Origin of the sequence: Collinsella aerofaciens (assembly GCF_032584215.1) — a bacterium.
Taxonomy (GTDB): Bacteria; Actinomycetota; Coriobacteriia; order Coriobacteriales; family Coriobacteriaceae; genus Collinsella.
The window spans coordinates 1-19,026 of the sequence record NZ_JAWHPN010000035.1 but is presented as its reverse complement, the minus strand read 5'-3'; the positions used below and the strand labels follow the sequence as shown (position 1 = coordinate 19,026).

Below are 19,026 nucleotides of genomic sequence, written 5' to 3'. Positions count from 1 at the left end.
GGCGGCGTCCATACTGGGCACCAGCGAGAAGTACATCTCGATGCTGGAGAGGGGCCAAAGGGAGCTCAAGCCCATAAGGAGGGCCTACGAGGCATGGGTCGAGGCCGGACTTCCGCTCGATTGGGACAGGCAGGCCTTCGAGGCCGAGCGCAAAATGGATTCTAAAAAACACCTTGCCAAATAGGAGCGTCAGGACGCAAAGAGGCTCGCCGCACGAAGTGCGCAGCGAGCCTCTTTGCATGTCCGAGGACGTTTTGGGAGGTAGCCCAAACAGCCCCGGCGATCCTGCGGGAGTTGAGTCCCTTTAGAACTTGTTGTGGAAGGTACGCGCAATGACCTCGTCCTGCTGCTCCTTGGTGAGCGTGTGGAAGTTCACGGCATAGCCGGAAACGCGGATGGTCAGCTGCGGGTACTTCTCGGGGTGAGCCTGAGCGTCGAGCAGCGTCTCACGGTTGAAGACGTTGATGTTCAGGTGGTGGCCACCCTTCTCGGCGTAAGCGTCGAGCATGTGGACCAGGTTATCGGCCTGGGTCTCGGAAACTTCAGAAACCTTCATAATGTGTCTCCTTCGATTAATAGGCGCCGGCCGAAACCGGCGCGCTAATCAGTAATCGTTATTGTTAGTATAGCACTAACAATAGTTACTCGCCAAGCTGATCAAGGTCGATATCGCCAAAGAACACCTGGTCCTCCTTGCCGAGCGCACTCGGGATGATGGAGAAGGTGTTGGAGATGCCGTCCTGAGCATCGCGGAACGGGAGCTTGGAAACCGAAGACAGCGAAGCGATGGCGCCGTGGCTATCGCGCTTGTGCATGGGGTTAGCACCCGGGGCGAACGGCTGGCCAGCCTTGCGGCCGTCGGGCGTGGAGCCGGTCTTCTTACCGTACACGACGTTGGAGGTAATGGTCAGAACCGAGGTCGTGGGCACGGAGTTGCGGTAGGTGTCGTTCATGCGGATGTACTCCATGAACTGGTGCACAACGTCGTGAGCGATCTGGTCGACGCGGTCGTCGTCGTTACCGTACTTGGGGAACTCGCCCTCGGTCTCGAAGTCGACGATGATGCCGTTCTCGTCACGGACGGGGTGGACCTTGGCGTACTTGATGGCGGACAGGGAGTCAGCCACGACGGAAAGGCCAGCGATGCCCGTAGCGAACCAGCGGTGCACGTGCTTGTCGTGCAGAGCCATCTGGATACGCTCGTAGCAATACTTGTCGTGCATGTAGTGAATGATGTTCAGCGAGTTGACGTACACGCCAGCGAGCCACTTCATCATGTCGTTGTACTTGGCCACAACGTCGTCGTAATCGAGCGTATCGCCCTCGACGGCGCGATACTTGGGGCCGACCTGCTTCTTGGAGACCTCGTCAACACCGCCGTTGAGTGCGTACAGCAGGCACTTGGCCAGGTTGGCGCGGGCGCCGAAGAACTGCATCTCCTTGCCGATGCGCATGGAGGACACGCAGCAGGCAATACCGTAGTCGTCGCCATGATAGACGCGCATGAGGTCGTCGTTCTCGTACTGAATCGAGGAGCTGGCGACAGAAGTCTTGGCGCAGAACTTCTTGAAGTTCTCGGGCAGACGGGTCGACCACAGAACGGTCATGTTGGGCTCGGGGCTGGTGCCCATGTTCTCGAGCGTGTGCAGGTAGCGGTAGCTCATCTTGGTAACGAGCGTACGGCCGTCAACACCCATACCGCCGATGGACTCGGTGACCCACTGCGGATCGCCGGTGAACAGGGCCTGGTACTCGGGGGTACGGGCAAACTTGACCATGCGGAGCTTCATGATGAAGTGATCCACGAACTCCTGGATCTGCTCCTCGGTGAAGGTACCGTTGGCAAGGTCGCGCTCAGCGTAGATGTCGATGAACGTAGAGGTACGGCCGATGGACATAGCGGCGCCGTTCTGCTCCTTGACGGCAGCAAGGTAGGCGAAGTACATCCACTGGATGGCCTCCTGCGTGTTGGTAGCAGGGTTGGAAATGTCGAAACCATAGGTCTCGGCCATCATCTTGAGCTCGCCGAGGGCGCGGATCTGCTCCTGCAGCTCCTCACGATCGCGGATGTTGTCGGCGGTCATGACCGTCGGGGTGGAAGCCTTCTGGGCCTCCTTGTCCTTGATCAGGTAGTCGACGCCGTACAGGGCAACACGACGGTAGTCGCCGATGATGCGGCCGCGGCCATAGCCATCGGGCAGACCGGTGATGATGTGAGCCGAGCGGCAAGCACGCATCTCGGGAGTGTAAACATCGAAGACGCCAGCGTTGTGGGTCTTACGCTCGAAGGTGTAGCGCTCGACAACGTTCTCGTCGACCTTATAGCCGTGCTGGCTGGCAGCCTGACAAGCGATGCGGATACCACCGTTGACGTGCAGCGCGCGCTTGAGCGGCTTGTCAGTCTGGAGACCGACGATGGTCTCCTTCTCGCGGTGGGCGTTATCGATGTAGCCAGCGGGGTGGCTCACGATACCCGTGACGATCTTGGTGTCCATATCGAGGACACCACCCTGCTCGCGCTCCTTAAGCAGCAGGTCGAGAACCTCGCCCCACAGCTCCTTGGTACGCTCGGTCGGACCGACGAGGAACGACTCGTCGCCCTCGTAGGGGGTGTAGTTCTTCTGGATGAAGTCTCGGACGTCAACCTCTCCCGTCCAAATGCCTTCCTTGAAGCCTTCCCATGCCTCCTGCATTGTGTAACCACGCTCCTAGTTACGTGTAATGCGGCGCTCTCTCACACCGCTGCTTATTGAATTCTTGAATTTTCGGCTTGCACTACCGGCTTCTTCCGTTCTTCACCACACGTTGGTGCAGGGAAAACGTTTGTCCACCTTGGAACTACAACCCAAAACCCAAGATTTCACCCGTCTGAGAAGGATAACATAGCGACCCTCTCCATCTGGGCTGTTATATGTTTCTTTTTTTATATCATAAGGGCGTTTTTTACAAACCCGCAGGAAATGCGAGCGCGAACAACTACCGTTCACCGATTTGTATGTTATTTTTCCTTGCCTTCGTACGACGTTCGCTCTAGCTGTTATGCCAGCTTTAGCAGGGTAAAGTGTCTCATAGACCCTACAGAAACTGCAGGGCGGCCACGGGATCCCCCGTGGCCGCCCTGTGGCGTAGCTAGTTTTTAGCTTTGATTGCCGCTTGGCATTAGGCGGCTGCGGCGGCCTTGTCGGTCGTCGCCTTGCTATCGCCGTTGCCCTGGCCCTCAAAATGCTTGTAGCACCAGCTGGTGACCAGCGGGGTCAAAATAGCCGTCACGATTGCGCAGGCAGCAACCTGTGCCGTAGCCGTCGCGAGCACCGCACCGCCGTACAAGGCCTCGTTGACGCTTGCCATGGCAGCAGGCGTGGCCACATTGGCTCCGGCGCAGCTCGAAATGGCCGCACCTGCGACACCCGTACCGCCCGTGAGCTTATCGACCGCGATAACGGGAATTGCAAAGACCACCGAGCAGATCACGCCGAGCAGAATACCGGGGAGACCGCCATTAATGAGCTGGCCAAAGGTCATGGTCGAGCCCATGGCAAAGAAGACGAGCACGATGATGGCGGAAAGTGCCGGTGCCATCATCTTCTTAAAGCTGGGGAACAGGTTACCCAGAATAATGCCGATGACGATCGGCAGAATGGCACCCACGAGCGACCAGCCGATCGGAGCCTGACCGGCAGCGCCGAGCACGATCATCGTGACCGGAGGGCCGACAACCAGCGTGGTGATGGCGACGGCGCCACGCTCGGCCTCATTGCCCATGGTGCCCATCAGACCAGCGTACATAGCGTTGTTGGCGCCGGTGCAAGCCGCCAGCATCACCATGGCAGAGATGCCAAACAGGTTGTCGTTGAACACATAAAGGATGAGCAGCGACACGGCAACGACCACGATCTGCTTGACGGCAATGATGATGGCACCGCGGGCAGCGGCGGCAGGAGCACTCTTAAACGAAATCGTCGTACCGACGATAAGCAAAAAAGCGCCCACGAGCGGGCCTGCACCCTGCTGGGTCATGCCAAGCGTAAAGCTACCGAGCGTTTTAAACAGGTCGGGGAATAGCGTGTTGAGCAGGCAGCCCAACAGAAGCGGCACCAAGATATTGGCGCCCGGGATGGAGGACATCTTAAAGAACGGCTCCTTTGCCGCCGGCGCCTCCACCGCAGTCGATTCACTCATATATATCTCCTTTGGATGCATGCGAATCGTAGCCGCACGCGCCTATGTCAGAAAGAAGGCGACAACCCCGAGTCGCCAGGGTCGCCGCCAAACGATCACCGCGGGGTATTACCCGTCCAGGACGATGCCGCCGTCGCAGTCACCGATCTCGCCGTTCACGAAGCTGGCGAGGTCGGAAGCGAAGAACAGTACCATCTGCGCAGGCTCGCTGGCCTGGGCGGCGCGGCCCAGAGGAATACCGTTGATGATGCGCTGGGAGTTCTCGTCAGAGAGAATCGAGGTCATATCGGTCAACGTGAGCGACGGGCACACAGCGTTGCAGCGAACGCCGAACTTGCCGCCTTCCTTGGCGACTGCCTTGGTTAGACCGTTAACACCGGCCTTGGAGCTCGCGTAGGCAGCGGTGCCGAGCAGACCGCCGCCGATCTTGCCAGCAACAGAGCTCACGTTGACGATAGTGCCGGCATGGGCCGCCTTAAAGTGCGGGTACACGGCATTCATCATGGTAAACGTACCATTGAGGTTGATGTCGATGGTGCGACGCCACTCGGTGTCATCGATCTCGTCGAACTTCTTGGTGCTGATGACGCCAGCACAGTTAATCAGGATATTGGTTTGAGGCAGGTCCGTAAAAATCTGCTCGACAGTCTCGCGCGCCTTGGGTGCATCAGCGACATCGAGCTGATAGAACTTGTTGCCCTCGCCAAGCTCGGCCACCGCGGCCTCGCCCTTAGCAGCGTTCCTTGCGATGAGCGCGACGTGTCCGCCGCCCGCGACGATGCCCTTGGCGATCTCGAGGCCAATGCCCTGAGTGCCGCCCGTGACAATCGCGGTCTTGCCCGTGAAGTCAAATGCCATGACTCCAACCCCCTTGATTCAGGTGTCTCCTTGCGGGAAGTTGGAGCATCGCACGTGGCGATTATATGAGTCCCAGTCGTCATGGTGGTGACAACCCCTCGCCTAACCGCGTGTATAATAGTTATTTGAAACGCTTCATCAATTGAATGATTTTAAGTCTTAATGAGCTCTTAATATTGCCCACTGTATGAGGCCCGCGTATGGGGGTATCATCTTCCACCGAAAATAGTTTCTAGTGTTAGGGGTTTTCGGTGGAAGATACCGATTTCCGTGAGCTTGGGCGTCAGCTCCTTACCGAGTTCGGCAGCATGCATCAGCGCATTTCGCGCTTTGCGGACAAAGCCCTCGGCGGCGAAATGACCGTCATGCGCGCCCTCATGCGCGCCGGCGGTTCGCTCACGCCGAGCGAACTCGCTGATCGCGCCTGGGTCTCGAGCGCCCGCATCGCCAATATCTTACGCGCCCTCGAGGCCAAGGGCTGGATCGAGCGCGAGCACTCAAAGACTGACCGTCGTCGCGTACACGTCACGGTGACCGACAAAGGATTCCAGGATCTAGAAATCAAACGTCGGGAATTCGAGGACCGCACTGCGGCTTTCCTCGAGCAGCTCGGCGAAACAGATACCCAAGAGATGGTGCGTCTTCTAAGGCGTGCCAACGAAATTATCGACCGCAATCAAGAAAGGAGAGATGCCGAGTGAGGATTCTCAAGCTCTTTAAAAAGCATGTCCTGGCACTGTTCGCAGCTATCGTACTTATCGTAATCAGCTGCAACGCCGATCTGGCACTGCCTACCTATATGAGCGACATCGTCGACGTGGGCGTGCAGCAAGGCGGCATCGCCTCGCCCGTGCCCGACACCATTCGCGCCGAATCGCTCGACGACCTCTTACTCTTTATGAGCGCCAAGGACGCCAAGGCTGTGGAGGCCGTGTTTGGCAAGGCTGACAAAAACGGCATTCGAACGTACAAGGGTACCGAGGAAGAGCGTGCCGATGGAGGCAGGATTGCCGACATTATGAGCCTGCCCGAGACTGTCCTCCTTTCGCTCAACCAGGGCATCGACGCCGACTCCATGGGCGACATGATGGGCTCGTCCAGCGAGAAAGACAACAACGCTGCCCAGGCCATGCCCACCCCCGAGCAAATGGCAGCGATGACGCCCGAGCAGCTCGCCGAGATGCAGCAGAAGGCCGCAGCGGCGCAGAACATGCAAAAGCAGATTGATGCCGACGGCGGCAAGATCACCATGAAGAGCCTGCGTCTGGGCGTTGAAGGCGGCCTAATCGACCAGGACAAGCTCGTCGAGGGCGCCAACCAAATGGCGGACAAAATGGGCTCCATGTCGGGCTCCATCGTCACCCAGCGCGCCGTGAGCTATGTACAGGACGAGTACAAGGCACAGGGCATCGACCCCGCCGACGTGCAGAACGCCTACCTGAGCCGCATGGCGACCACGATGTTTGGTCTGTGTCTGGTGTCGCTCGTCGCCACCATCCTGACCGGTGCCGTGGCTTCGCGCACCGCCTGCTCCATCGCCCGCGACCTGCGCCGCGAGGCCTTCAACAAGGTTATGCACTTCTCGCCGGCCGAGGTGGGCAAATTTAGCCAGGCCTCGCTCATTACCCGCTGCACCAACGACATTCAGCAAATCCAGATGGCTACAACCCTGTTTATCCGCATGTGCCTGATGGCACCGGTCATGGGCATCGTCGCCGTCATGCGCGTCCTGGCCAACCACACCGGCCTGGAGTGGACCATCGCCGTGGCCATCATCGCGGTTTCGGCCGTTGTCGGCGTGCTCATGGGCCTCACCATGCCCAAGTTCAAAAAGATGCAGAGCTTTGTGGACCGCGTGAACCTTACCGCCCGCGAGCTGCTCGACGGCCTTATGCCCATCCGCTCGTTCAACCGCGAAGAACATGAGCTCGAGCGTTTTGACAAGGCTTCGCTCGACCTGATGACCACGCAGCTCTACACCAACCGCGCCATGAGCTTTATGATGCCGCTCATGATGCTCGTCATGAACTGCATCACCGTGCTTATCGTCTGGTTTGGCGCGCAGGGCGTGTCCGACGGCGTGATGCAGGTCGGCAACATGATGGCATTTATCTCCTACACCATGCAGATCGTCATGGCGTTTATGATCCTCACCATGGTTTCGGTCATCCTGCCCCGTGCCGAGGTCGCAGCCGAGCGCGTGGAAGAGGTCATCACTTGTCCCACGAGCATCAACGACCCTGTCTCGCCCAAACTGCCCGCGGCCAGCGCGCCGCGCGGTGAGCTCGCCTTCCACGACGTGAGCTTCCAGTATCCCGATGCCCGCGCCGATGTCATCAGCGGCGTGAACTTCACCACGCATGCCGGTCAGATGCTCGGCATTATTGGCTCCACGGGCTCGGGCAAGTCCACGCTCGTGCAGCTGATTCCGCGCCTGTACGACGTCACGGGCGGCAGCATTTCGCTCGACGGCATCGATGTGCGCGACATGACCCTCTCTGAGCTGCGCCGCCGCATCGGTTATATTCCGCAGCAGGGTCGTCTATTCTCGGGTACCGTCGAGAGCAACCTCAAGTTTGCCGGCGACATGGTGAGTGACGAGGATATGCGCCAGGCAGCACGCGTCGCCCAGGCCGAGGACTTTATCGCCGAGCGCGAGGACGGGTACGACTCCCCTATCAGCCAGGGCGGCTCCAATGTCTCGGGCGGTCAGCGCCAGCGCCTGGCCATCGCCCGCGCGTTGGCCAAAAAGCCCGAGGTCGTGGTTTTCGATGATTCGTTTAGCGCCCTCGACTACAAGACCGACGCGCGCCTGCGCGAGGAGCTGGCCAAAAACGTTACCGACGCCGCACTCGTGGTCGTGGCCCAGCGCATCGCGACCATCATGCACGCCGACCAGATCATTGTGCTCGACGACGGCCACGTGGTGGGCACCGGTACGCACGAGGAGCTGCTGCGCAGCTGCCCGGCGTACCTGGAGATCGCACAGTCGCAGCTTTCCGCCGAGGAGCTGGGGCTTACCCAAGAAGAAATTGCAGCCGTCACGGAAGGAGGCGAGCGCTAATGGCAGACGAGACCAAGACTCAGATTCCCAAGCCCACCCGCCAGCGTGGTCCCATGGGCCGCATGGGTGGCATGCGTCGTGGCGAAAAGGCCAAGGACTTTAAGGGCACCATGAGGCAGCTGCTCGGCTATATCGGCCAGCACAAGATTGCCGTGTTTGCCGCCGTCGCCTTTGCCGTGTGCTCGGTCATCTTTAACATTGTGGGACCCAAGGTGCTCGGCCAGGTTACGACCAAGCTGTTCGAAGGCCTGGTCGCCAAGGTCAACGGCACCGGCGACGTTGACTTTGACTGGATCGCCAAGACGCTCGGCTTTTTGCTCTGCCTGTATCTGGCGAGCTCTGTCTGCAGCCTGGTCCAGGGCTGGCTCATGACCGGCGTCACGCAAAAGATCTGCTACCGCATGCGCAAGGAAATCGCCGCCAAGATTGCCGTCGTGCCGATGAGTTACTTCAACGGCCACAGCAAGGGAGACGTACTCAGCCGCATCACCAACGACGTCGATACGCTGGGTCAGTCGCTCAACCAGAGCGTGACGCAGCTTATCACGTCGGTCACGCAGATTATCGGCGTGCTCATCATGATGCTCTCGATCAGCCTGCCGCTCACCGGCGTCACCGTGCTCACGCTACCGGCAGCCGCAATTATCTTGATGGTGATGATTCACTTCTCGCAGCCGTACTTCCGCGAGCAGCAGCAGGTTCTGGGCGCCGTCAACGGCATTATCGAGGAGGACTTTGCCGGCCAGAACGTCATTCAGGTGTTCGACCGCGCCGAGGCCTCGATCGAAGAGTTCGACCGTCAAAACGACCGCCTCTTTATTAGTGGCTGGCGCTCGCAGTTCCTGTCGGGCCTGATGATGCCGCTTATGAGCCTGGTGGGCAACATGGGCTACGTGGGCGTCGTCGTGGTGGGCGCGCAGCTCGCGCTGACCGGCAATGCCACGCCCGGCGACATCCAGAGCTTTATCCAGTACGTTCGCAACTTTACGCAACCCGTGCAGCAGCTGGGCAACGTGAGCAACACGATGCAGTCGATGGCTGCCGCCACCGAGCGCGTCTTTGAGTTCCTGGCCGCGCCCGAGGAGGAGCAGAAGGCCGACGCGCAGATTCCCGAGAAGCGCCCCGGCCACGTGGTGTTTGACCATGTCAAGTTTGGCTACACGCCCGACAAGACCATCATCCACGACTTTAGCTGCGAGGCACAGCCCGGCCAGACCATCGCCATCGTCGGCCCCACCGGCGCCGGCAAGACCACGCTCATTAAGCTGCTGCAGCGCTTCTACGACGTGGACGGCGGCTCGCTGCGTGTCGAGGGCGTCGATGTGCGCGACTGGGACCGCGCTGCACTGCGCGGCGAGTTTGCCATGGTGCTGCAGGACACCTGGCTGTTTAACGGCACCATCCGCGAGAACATCCGCTACGGACGCCCCGACGCGAGCGATGCCGAGGTCGAGGCCGCTGCGCGCGCCGCACGCTGCGACCACTTTATTCATACGCTCGCCGGTGGCTACGACTTTATGATCAACGAGGAGGGCACCAACCTGTCGCAGGGTCAGCGCCAGCTCGTGACCATCGCCCGTGCCATTTTGGCCGACCGCCCGGCGCTGATTCTGGACGAGGCGACTTCCAACGTCGACACACGTACCGAGGAGCTCATTCAGCGCGCCATGGATGCGCTGATGCAGGGCCGCACCAGCTTTGTCATCGCGCACCGCCTGTCCACGATCCGCAACGCCGACGTAATCTTGGTAATTCGCGACGGCGACATCGTCGAGAAGGGCACACACGACGAGCTACTCGCCCAGGGTGGCTTCTACGCCGACCTGTATAACTCGCAGTTCGACGAGGCGGCGTAACAACCGGCGGCAAACAACCGCAATGCCCAGAAAACGGGGGCGCAGGACAACCTGCGCCCCCGTTTTTGCTCTGCGACCCTCAAACCGCCTCCCCTGGGACCTGATTGACAGCCCCTTCGAGGCCCCGTGGGCAAAAAAATGGCAAATATGAGTACTGTTACCCTTTTAGTAACAGCCAAAACAGCCCCAAATGCCGTTTTCACGGCTTACACGCGTCCCTAAATTGATCAAACAGCCCTATAGCGGACTTATATGTGTTTGCGTTAATGAACATATTTTGCTGTTATGTCTATTATTTTGCGAAGGCAATATGCTACTAAGCTAGCAACCGTACTCATATTTGGCATTTTTTGCCCACAGGGTGTTTCCTGGGGAACCGACAATAGCCTTAGGGTCCCGCGCGACGCCACTCCCTCCCGGTATCCGCCGACGTTCCCCCATATAAAACCTGCCAAAATAAACCTGTCCCTTTTGGCAGGTTTCGGGGTGGCAAGGGCTTGCACTTTAGCGTGCGACAGCGGATAATGCCGAGCATTCGACAATACGCTTATTGCTCTTTCTATAGATTGAGGAGACCCCTATGGCCATGGAATTCAAACGCAGGCTGCCGATCCCCATGGAGATCCGCGAGGAAATGCCACTTTCTGCCGAGCTTACCGCCAAAAAGCAGGCATTTGACGCCGAGGTCGCCAAAGTCTTTACCGGCGAGGACGCACGTAAGGTGCTCATCATCGGCCCGTGCTCTGCCGACCGCGAGGATTCGGTGCTCGAGTATATGAACCGACTGGCCAAGACCGCCGAAGAGGTCAAGGACAAGCTCATCATCATTCCGCGCGTCTACACCAACAAGCCGCGCACCAAGGGCACCGGCTACAAGGGCCTGCTGCACAACCCCAACCCCGAGGCTCCCGACGACCTGCTCGAGGGCGTCAAGGCCATCCGCCACATGCACCTGCGCGTTATTGAGGAAACGGGCTTCTTCACCGCCGACGAGATGCTCTATCCGTCCAACTACCAGTACCTCGTTGATCTGCTGAGCTATGTTGCCGTGGGTGCGCGCTCGGTCGAGAACCAGGAGCATCGCCTGGTGTCGAGCGGCATTTCGGTACCCGTCGGCATGAAGAATCCCACTGCCGGCTCTACCACCGTTATGCTCAACTCCATTTACGCCGCGCAGGCGCACCAGAGCTTCATCTTCCGCAACTGGGAGGTCGAGTGTGACGGCAACCCGCTCGCGCACGCCGTCATGCGTGGCTACATCGGTCTCGACGGTCGCACCTACCCCAACTACCACTACGAGCACCTCGAGCGCCTGGCCGAGCGCTATACCGAGCATGCCGGCTACGCCAATCCGGCAGCGGTCATCGACTGCAACCATGACAACTCGGGCAAGCGTCCGCTGGAGCAGTATCGCATTTGCAAGGAGGTGCTCGACAGCTGCCGCCGCAACGAGTCCATCTCCAAGCTAGTCAAGGGCTTTATGATCGAGTCCTACCTGGAGGACGGCAACCAGCCGGTCGACGGCGGCGTCTTTGGTAAATCGATCACCGACCCGTGCCTGGGCTGGGAAAAGACCGACTACCTCATCCACGAGATCGCGGAACGGGTGTAGGTTACGGCGTTTTACCAAACGCCGTAACGGCTCGACGCTGCGCGGGCCGCATTTGGACAATCTGACGTTCAACTTCAAGGGCGCGACCAGAAGGTCAGCGCCCTTTCGTTTGATGCGGCAGTTAGGGACGTTCTTTTTCTGCCGGCAGTCAGGGACATTCCTTGGGTAGCCGTTGGGGACGTCCCCAACGGCTATCTGGGCAAACGTCCAAACCGACGTAAGGGAGTTGCCTTCCCTCGTGGCGGTCTTCTAGCAGAAAAACCAAGTGAGTAGGCTTTTTGCAGAAGGCCGAGCACGCCCTAAAACGCCACAGCTCTAACCTGCGGTTTCATCGATCATTTGTCGCGATGTGCTCGGCAGGTTCAAAAAAGTCTACTCACTTGTATCTGAGACGCACCAGATTGGCAAAAACCGCCGCGAAAGGGCCCCTGGTCCTTCGCGGCGGTCATACGCCTCTAATTTTGCGACGGTTTTGCCCGCTTGTTACTCGCTGTAGCGGGTGGCGATGGCGGCTCGCACCATGCCGGTGCTCATGAGGTAGGTCACCAGGAAGTAGCCGCCGTAGGCTGCCAGGAAGATCGCGCAGGTGAGGCCCACGGTGCCGCCGATGCTCATATTTCCGAAAATGCTCACCAGCTCGATGATCACCTTAAGTGCCACAAAGGAGTGCGCCAGGCCCACTACCAGCGGGAACAGGAAGAATACCGCTTGTTGCGCCATCACCGAATGGCGAATCTGGCGGTCGTCGCAGCCGATCTGTGCCAGCACACGATAGCTGCGGCTGCCATCGGCCACGTTGGAGAGTTGCTGGATCGACAGAATCGCCGCGCATGCAACGACCAATACAAAGCCGATGTAGATGGCTAGGTAGCTAATAAGACCGTTCATTTGCGCTGCCTGCGTGTACATCTCGGAGCGTGTGATGAAGGTTCCCCACGACCCCGACTCCTTGCCGTCAACGAGCAGATTGTCGAGCACAGTGTATTTAATGCTCTCGTCTGCCTCGGTCGTATCCATCCCCTGTTTGTAGTTAACGAGCAGGCTACTGGAATACGGCTGCAGATTAAGTTGGGACAACAGCTCGTCGGCAACGACGACGGTACCCCCATTACTGCCCATCGCCGAGTTGGCGATGGCCGCCGTATCTTCGTCCGACTTATCGGTTGCGGGCTTGAGCGTATGCCCGCCCAAGGTAAGGGTATGGCCGCCAGCCATATACTTGGTGTACAGGTCGACCAGCTCGCCGCCCATATCACACGTGAGCAAATACTGGTCGTGACCGATGTGCACCGGCTCCTTGCCCATCATCTGGCGCAGTTTGTTGTACTGACTTGCCGGCGTCACAGACAGGCCTGTCATGTCGGCGCTGCTGCCCTCGAACGCCTTGGGGAGCTTTTCGCCCATGGTCTTGCACATCTCACTTGGAGTCACCGATGGATCCGAGCCGCCAAGCGGGTAGCTCAGATACGAATCGATCTGCACATGCTCGCCGGCAACATCGGCGATATTGACCTTCTTGCCGGTCTCGTCGTTGTTTTCCGCCGACTTGCCTTTAATACCGTCTGCAACGTTATCGGGGTCGACACGATCGCCGTGCCATGCGGAGTACAAATCGACCGTACTATCGGCCAGCACCATGCGATCGGCCTCAGACGGATTGACATACTCTTTGTAGTAGTCGAGCGTATCGGGCGCGTAATAGATATACGTCTGCGACATGTCGGCCGGATTATAGCGCTCCAGGTTTTCGTTCATCACGTTGGCAATTGACATACCGCACGTCACCGAGGTGATAGCCAAAAACAGGAGCATCGCGATGACGCCCATCGAAAAGCACACCGTGTTGACCTTGGCCGCAAGCTGGCGCACGGTAAACATATTGAGGCCGCGCCAATACACGCTGCGCAGGCTCTGCAGCAGCTTAATGAGCATGCCCGAGAGTCCCCAGAACAGGGCAAAGGTGCCCACGGTAACCATAGCGGTCGTAATACCAAACTGGTTCATGGCCTCTTGCAGCTTGCTGTCCGTCGCGGTTAGCGGGAACCCATCACGTAGCAGACGGTAATAGGCCACGCCCACAAGCACCACGCCCACAGCAAAGATGGCAATCGCGATCCAGGGGTTGCGTGTCTTGATGCTCTCGTTGCGACGCTCGGCACCCATAAGCTCGATGAGTTTAGTACGACGCACGGCGCGAAGGTTCAGCAGCAGCGTGAGCACAAACATTACGAGCATGCAGGCAAGGGTCAGATTGAACGCATGCACCGAGAAAAAGAAGTGGAAATTGGCGATTTGTGTCTTAAAGAGCGAGGCCGTAAAGAACGTCATGAGCTGGGAGAGTCCCACACCCAGCACAATGCCGGCGACAAAGGCCACGACCGAGACAATCACCGTCTCGAGCGCCATGATCGTGGCGACGCGTCCGCGCCCCATGCCGAGCACCTGGTACAGGCCAAACTCCTTCTTGCGGCGTTTCATGATGAAGTTATTGGCATACACCATTAAAAAGGCCATGACACCGGCCAAAAAGTACGTCAGGTTGCCGAGCATGCTGCCCATAACCTGCGCCAAGCCCTTTTCATCGATGCCGGCGATGTCGACCTGCATCGAGATGGTGTTAAAGGCATAGAAGACCGTGACGCCCAGGGTGAGCGTCAAAAGGTAGACGAGGTAGTCGCGGCCGGCGCGGCGGACGTTGCCCCAAGCGAGTTTACAGAGCATCGGAGCCCTCACCGCCCATCATGGCAACGACCTCCATAATGCGGTCGAAGAACTCTCGGCGGTCGGTGTCGCCGCGGCGCAGCTCGGTGAAGATCTTGCCGTCGCGGATAAACAGCACACGGCTCGTGTAGCTGGCGGCAAAGCTGTCGTGCGTGACCATGAGCACGGTGGCGCGCAGGCGGCGGTTGAGGGCCTCTAGGCTCTCGAGCAACAGGCGGGCGCTTTTGGAGTCGAGGGCGCCGGTAGGCTCGTCGGCCATGATCATGGTGGGGTCGGTGACGAGCGCGCGAGCCGCGGCAACGCGCTGCTGCTGACCGCCGGACATCTGGTAGGGATACTTGTCGAGCACCTGGCTGATGGACAGGCGCGCTGCCACATCCTGCACGCGGGTCGAAATCTCTGCCGAGTTTGCGCGGGCGATGGTGAGCGGTAGGGCGATGTTCTCGCGTGCCGTGAGCGTATCGAGCAGGTTGGAGTCCTGGAAGATAAAGCCGAGCTCCTCGCGGCGGAACTGCGAAAGCTTAGCCTGCTTCATGCGTGTTACGTCCTGGCCGTTGATGCGGATCGTGCCACTTGTGGCGCTATCGATGGTCGAAACGCAGTTGAGCAACGTCGACTTGCCCGAGCCCGAAGCGCCCATGATGCCAACAAATTCGCCACGGTTGACGGTAAAGCTGACGTCGTTGAGCGCGCGGGTCACGTTGCCCAGCGCTCCATATACCTTTTCGAGATGCGCGACCTCCAGTACCGGGGTCGCCATGTGCGTGGTTTGCATACCGAGTCCTTTCTTGCGATTAGTCTACGGCATCTATAGTCGCAAGAAGACGAGTCAGCTACCATCGATATGGCTTACGCTTGCCTTACCGTTGTGTAAGGTGCGGATAGCTACCCTGCCACGTGTTGACGTTGAGAGAGGACTCCTGTTGAAGACTGTTCATGTTGCCGCTGGGATCATTCGCAAGGAAGGATCCGATGAGCTACTTGCCGTGCAGCGCGGCTACGGCGACATGCAGGGACTTTGGGAGTTCCCCGGTGGCAAGCTCATGCACGGCGAGACACCCGAAGACGCCGTGCGCCGCGAGCTCATGGAAGAGCTGCAGGTAAAAGTCACCAACCTGCGCGATTTTTACACCGTTGAGTACGACTACCCCGATTTTCATCTCTCGATGGAGTGCTACTACTGCTCGCTGGCCGATGAATCCGATGAGCCGCAGAAGCACGACCGCCAGCTCGATATCCGCTGGATTCCACGCACCTCACTTGCCACGGTGGAATGGATGCCCGCCGACAAGGGGCTCATTAATGCTCTGATTGAGCTGAAGAAAGACCGGCTCGAGGCCGACGGCACTGCCAACGACGCCGAGGCCGCCGCGACCGACGAGCCCGCCACCAAGCCCAAGCGCGCACCTAAACGCCGCAGCAAAAAGCGCGCCAAGCCCGGCCTGCTCGACGGCATCGACACCTCGGACCTTTCCGCCGACGAGCGCGAACTGGTGCGCCGTCGCGCCGCCATCAAAAAGTCCATGAAGGGCAACAAGCGCGCCAACACCAAACCCGAGCTGCTCGTTCGCCAGCGCCTGCGGGCAGCAGGTCTTACCGGCTATCGCTTGGAATGGAAGGTTCCCGGCAAGCCCGACATCGCCTTCCCCGGCCGCAAGATCGCCGTCTTCGTCAACGGCTGCTTTTGGCACCGCTGCCCCAAGTGCAACCCCAGCCAGCCCAAGCGCAATGTTGAGTTTTGGGAGGCAAAGTTCCGTCGCAACGTCGAGCGCGACCGTGCCGCCGTGGCAGCGCTCACCGAAATGGGCTGGACGCCCATAACCATCTGGGAATGCGAACTCAAAAAGGACCGCATCGACGCCACGATGGAAAAGGTCATCGAGCAGGTGCGTGCCACGGCACCGCAACGCTAACAGCGAGCATTCACACGCTCCGCACGTCCGCGCCACGTCTACGCCACAAACCTTAGAAAGCCCTTAAGCTCAAAACCTTTCAAGAGTGTTACTCAATAACCTTGACCTGCGGTTTCATCGTAACACCAAACCAGGTTAAGCCTTTCTTTAGCGCTTCTTTGAACGGTCCGCTGCATAATACTGCCAACGCACGGGGCCTAGCAGCATACCCCGAGCGCAACCTTTTGGTGGACATCGAGGAGGCCGCATAAGCATGCATTCTTCCAATGACGCAGCACAGCAGCCATCCCTAAAACATGCAGACCTTTTCTCCTTCCCCCCGACACAGAGAAACGGCCTCCTCGACTCCCCCACCACAAAAGTCAAACGCTCAACCGATCAGAATCTCAACTTGCGAGCATCCTTCGAAAAGCTCCAAGCATCCCTAGACAAAACCTTCCCCAACCAAGCAAGGGCATACTAGCCCCCACCAACAAAGCGCCCCTCGCGCCCCATCCTTTCCGCCCCAACGCCACAAGGGCGACGACCTCGAGTAGGTCAACCTGGGAGGGACCAGGGCTTAGTTCCCCAATCTTTCCGCAGGGGGCAAAAAGCCTCGCCGCACGAAGTGCGCAGCGAGGCTTTTTGCATGCCCGAGGACGATTGGGGAACTAAGCCCTCGTCCCTCCCCGGGATATGTAGCGAATCGGAGTACCCTTGCTGTTACTCTGCTTTGCCCACAGAGTTGAGGTTGGTCATGCGGATCTTAACCAGCTCGGTGATCTCACGCATACCCTCCTTAGCCGGCTTCTTGGGGTCGAAGCAGGCGGGGTTCTCGGCCATGTAGGCCATGAAGCCCTTGGTGTAGGCCTGACGCAGCTCGGTGGCGTAGTTAACCTTGCAGATGCCGTTCTTCACAGCCTCGGCAACCTGCTCATCGGGCACACCGGAGGTGCCGTGCAGAACCAGCGGCACGTCGACGGCGTCGCGAATGGCCTTGACCACGGACTGCTCAATGTGCGGATCGCTCGTGTACACACCGTGGCTGGTGCCAACGCCAATTGCGAGGGAGGTGCAGCCGGTACGCTCGACGAACTCCTTGGCCTCGGCAGGATCGGTGTAGGGGCTCTCGCCCTCAACCGCGGGACCGTCGTCCTCCTTGCCGCCAACCTTGCCGAGCTCGGCCTCGACGGGCACGCCCATGGCGCGGCCAGCGTCGGCAACGGACTTGGTCAGGGCGATGTTGTCCTCGAAGGACTCGTGCGAACCGTCGATCATGACAGAGGTGTAGCCCGTGCGGAAAGCCTGCATGCAGCGGTCGTAGCCATCGCCGTGATCGAGGTGCAGAGCGACGGGCACGGAAGCGCGTTCGGCAGCAGCCTTGACCATGCCGTAGAAGTAGTCCAGACCAGCGGTCTTGATGGTGCCCGGGGTGGTCTGCATGATGACGGGGGACTTGGTCTCCTCGGCAGCGGCCAGAACGGCCATAACAAACTCGAGGTTCTCGACGTTGAACGCGCCGACGGCGTAGTGGCCGGCCTGAGCGTCCTTGAGCATCTTTTCGGTGGTAACAAGTGCCATGAGCGTTTGCTCCTCTCCCTCGCCCGCATCTGGACATCGGGCGTAGTTGTTCACAAGGCGTTTTACCTTGCGTTTTACTGCGCTCATTGTATGAAATTCAGCGTCTTTGCACGTGCGAGATATTGAGCCCATGCAGGTCAATACCGTCGTTTTTGAAAAGTAAACGGAAGGAATTGGAGCCGAGTGGGCGTGTTCGATATTGAATTTTGGGCGTTGAGCGTCTTTCTTTTATAGAAAAGATAAGTAATCGAAAGGTGTTTTCTTACTCAAAAAGAAAATGAACGAAAATAGAGTCAACACAATTCCTGCAAATTTAGCCGAGAATGGAGCAGACATGACCCAAGCTACCAACCGTGCTTTTGCCGACGAACGCCGCGCCGCCATCATGGAAATGCTCGAGCACAACGCCTCGGTGCAGGTAGCAGAAATCGCCCAGACCTTTGGCGTGTCCTCCGTCACCGCCCGCGCCGACCTGGACGCGCTCGCCGAAGCAGGCAAGCTGCGCCGCACACATGGTGGTGCCGTTTCGCTTCACAAGCGCCTGACCGTCTCCACGCAGGATCGCCGCATCAATGTCAACGTCGCCGCCAAGCAGGCCATCGCGCAAAGCGCCATCGAGCTCGTCAATGACGGCGACACGCTGCTCGTCGACTCGGGCACCACGGCGCTCGAGTTCGTCCGGCTCCTTGATCAGCGCGACGGCATCACCGTTATCACGGCCGACATTACCATCGCCGATTATATTGACGAGAGCATGCCCTCGGTCGATGTCGTCATGCTGGGCGGGGCGCTGCGCAAAGGCCATCGTTATCTGTACGGTCCGCTTACCATGCAGGCGCTCCAAATGGTCCATGCCGATCTGGCCGTCATGTGCCCTGGCGCTTTTGTTCCCGGCTGCGGCTTTACGACCGACTTTCCGCAGATGGCCGAGACCAAAACGGCTATGATCGCCGCAGCCCATCAAAGCGTCGCCCTCATGGACGCCAGTAAGGTCAACGGACGCGGCATGTACCGTTTTGCCGAGCTGACCGATGTCGACGCCATCGTGATGGACCGAGACCCCGAAGGCGCCGTCGCCACCTCAATCGCCAAGACCGCCGACGGCGCACGTCCAGCACTCATCATCGCCGCCAACTAAATCAGAACCACCCTTAAAAAGGGTGGTTTGCTCTTAGGGTATAACCCACGGGCCCCGGGCTCGCGTCTAAAGGCGCGGGCCCGGACTTCGTCCAGGCCTAGTGCATCTTGACCCGTGGCGCGCCG

14 protein-coding genes are annotated in these 19,026 nt (G+C 59.1%); 7 read left to right on the top strand and 7 right to left on the bottom strand.

Going from position 1 to position 19,026, the window contains the following annotated elements:
* A partial coding sequence (locus RX395_RS09140; protein ID WP_316367103.1) for a hypothetical protein occupies positions 1–184 on the top strand: 184 nt, incomplete at its 5' end.
* 120 nt (positions 185–304) lie between these two features.
* On the opposite strand, the gene grcA3 is transcribed toward RX395_RS09140, so the two are convergent.
* The 4 genes from grcA3 to RX395_RS09120 form a co-directional block, all read right to left on the bottom strand.
* Entirely contained in the window at positions 305–556 is a 252-nt protein-coding gene (grcA3, locus tag RX395_RS09135; RefSeq protein ID WP_117746636.1) for an autonomous glycyl radical cofactor GrcA3, read from the bottom strand.
* Positions 557–641: 85 nt separating this feature from the next.
* Positions 642–2,693: a formate C-acetyltransferase gene (gene pflB / locus RX395_RS09130; RefSeq protein WP_006234859.1), complete on the bottom strand. Its 2,052-nt coding sequence runs from the start codon at positions 2,691–2,693 to the stop codon at positions 642–644.
* Between the two features lie 466 nt (positions 2,694–3,159).
* Positions 3,160–4,179 carry a 2-keto-3-deoxygluconate permease gene (locus RX395_RS09125; RefSeq protein WP_316367101.1) on the bottom strand — a complete coding sequence of 340 codons (1,020 nt, stop codon included), beginning with the start codon at positions 4,177–4,179 and terminating at the stop codon, positions 3,160–3,162.
* A 108-nt stretch (positions 4,180–4,287) separates the two neighbouring features.
* The gene (locus RX395_RS09120; protein ID WP_006234857.1) at positions 4,288–5,037 is read right to left on the bottom strand and encodes an SDR family NAD(P)-dependent oxidoreductase; all 750 of its coding nucleotides are present in this window, start codon (positions 5,035–5,037) and stop codon (positions 4,288–4,290) included.
* A 251-nt stretch (positions 5,038–5,288) separates the two neighbouring features.
* Here RX395_RS09120 and RX395_RS09115 point away from each other — a divergent pair, with 251 nt between their 5' ends.
* The 4 genes from RX395_RS09115 to RX395_RS09100 all read left to right on the top strand — a co-directional run bounded on the left by RX395_RS09115 (position 5,289) and on the right by RX395_RS09100 (position 11,569).
* Positions 5,289–5,738 carry a MarR family winged helix-turn-helix transcriptional regulator gene (locus tag RX395_RS09115; protein WP_316367099.1) on the top strand — a complete coding sequence of 150 codons (450 nt, stop codon included), beginning with the start codon at positions 5,289–5,291 and terminating at the stop codon, positions 5,736–5,738.
* Positions 5,735–8,101, top strand: coding sequence for an ABC transporter ATP-binding protein (locus RX395_RS09110; RefSeq protein WP_316367097.1), 2,367 nt, complete (start codon positions 5,735–5,737; stop codon positions 8,099–8,101). The genes RX395_RS09115 and RX395_RS09110 overlap by 4 nt, the downstream gene beginning before the upstream one ends.
* Positions 8,101–9,957, top strand: a complete 1,857-nt coding sequence (locus RX395_RS09105; RefSeq protein ID WP_316367096.1) for an ABC transporter ATP-binding protein — start codon at positions 8,101–8,103, stop codon at positions 9,955–9,957. Before RX395_RS09110 ends, RX395_RS09105 begins: the two co-directional genes overlap by 1 nt.
* 580 nt (positions 9,958–10,537) lie before the next feature.
* Entirely contained in the window at positions 10,538–11,569 is a 1,032-nt protein-coding gene (locus RX395_RS09100) for a 3-deoxy-7-phosphoheptulonate synthase (protein ID WP_022094323.1), read from the top strand.
* Positions 11,570–12,052: 483 nt separating this feature from the next.
* Here the strand turns inward: RX395_RS09100 and RX395_RS09095 are convergent, their stop codons facing one another.
* Positions 12,053–14,290 (bottom strand): ABC transporter permease, encoded by a 2,238-nt coding sequence (locus RX395_RS09095; protein ID WP_316367094.1) that lies wholly within the window; start codon positions 14,288–14,290, stop codon positions 12,053–12,055.
* Positions 14,280–15,065 (bottom strand): ABC transporter ATP-binding protein, encoded by a 786-nt coding sequence (locus tag RX395_RS09090; protein WP_304466278.1) that lies wholly within the window; start codon positions 15,063–15,065, stop codon positions 14,280–14,282. Before RX395_RS09090 ends, RX395_RS09095 begins: the two co-directional genes overlap by 11 nt.
* Before the next feature lie 148 nt (positions 15,066–15,213).
* On the opposite strand from RX395_RS09090, the gene vsr reads away from it, so the two are divergent.
* Entirely contained in the window at positions 15,214–16,203 is a 990-nt protein-coding gene (gene vsr, locus RX395_RS09085) for a DNA mismatch endonuclease Vsr (protein WP_316367092.1), read from the top strand.
* A 702-nt stretch (positions 16,204–16,905) separates the two neighbouring features.
* On the opposite strand, the gene RX395_RS09080 is transcribed toward vsr, so the two are convergent.
* The gene (locus RX395_RS09080; RefSeq protein WP_022095149.1) at positions 16,906–17,763 is read right to left on the bottom strand and encodes a class II fructose-bisphosphate aldolase; all 858 of its coding nucleotides are present in this window, start codon (positions 17,761–17,763) and stop codon (positions 16,906–16,908) included.
* 334 nt (positions 17,764–18,097) lie between these two features.
* Between RX395_RS09080 and RX395_RS09075 the strand changes: the two genes are divergently transcribed.
* Positions 18,098–18,901, top strand: coding sequence for a DeoR/GlpR family DNA-binding transcription regulator (locus RX395_RS09075; RefSeq protein ID WP_195363383.1), 804 nt, complete (start codon positions 18,098–18,100; stop codon positions 18,899–18,901).
* The last annotated feature ends 125 nt before the right edge of the window (positions 18,902–19,026 follow it).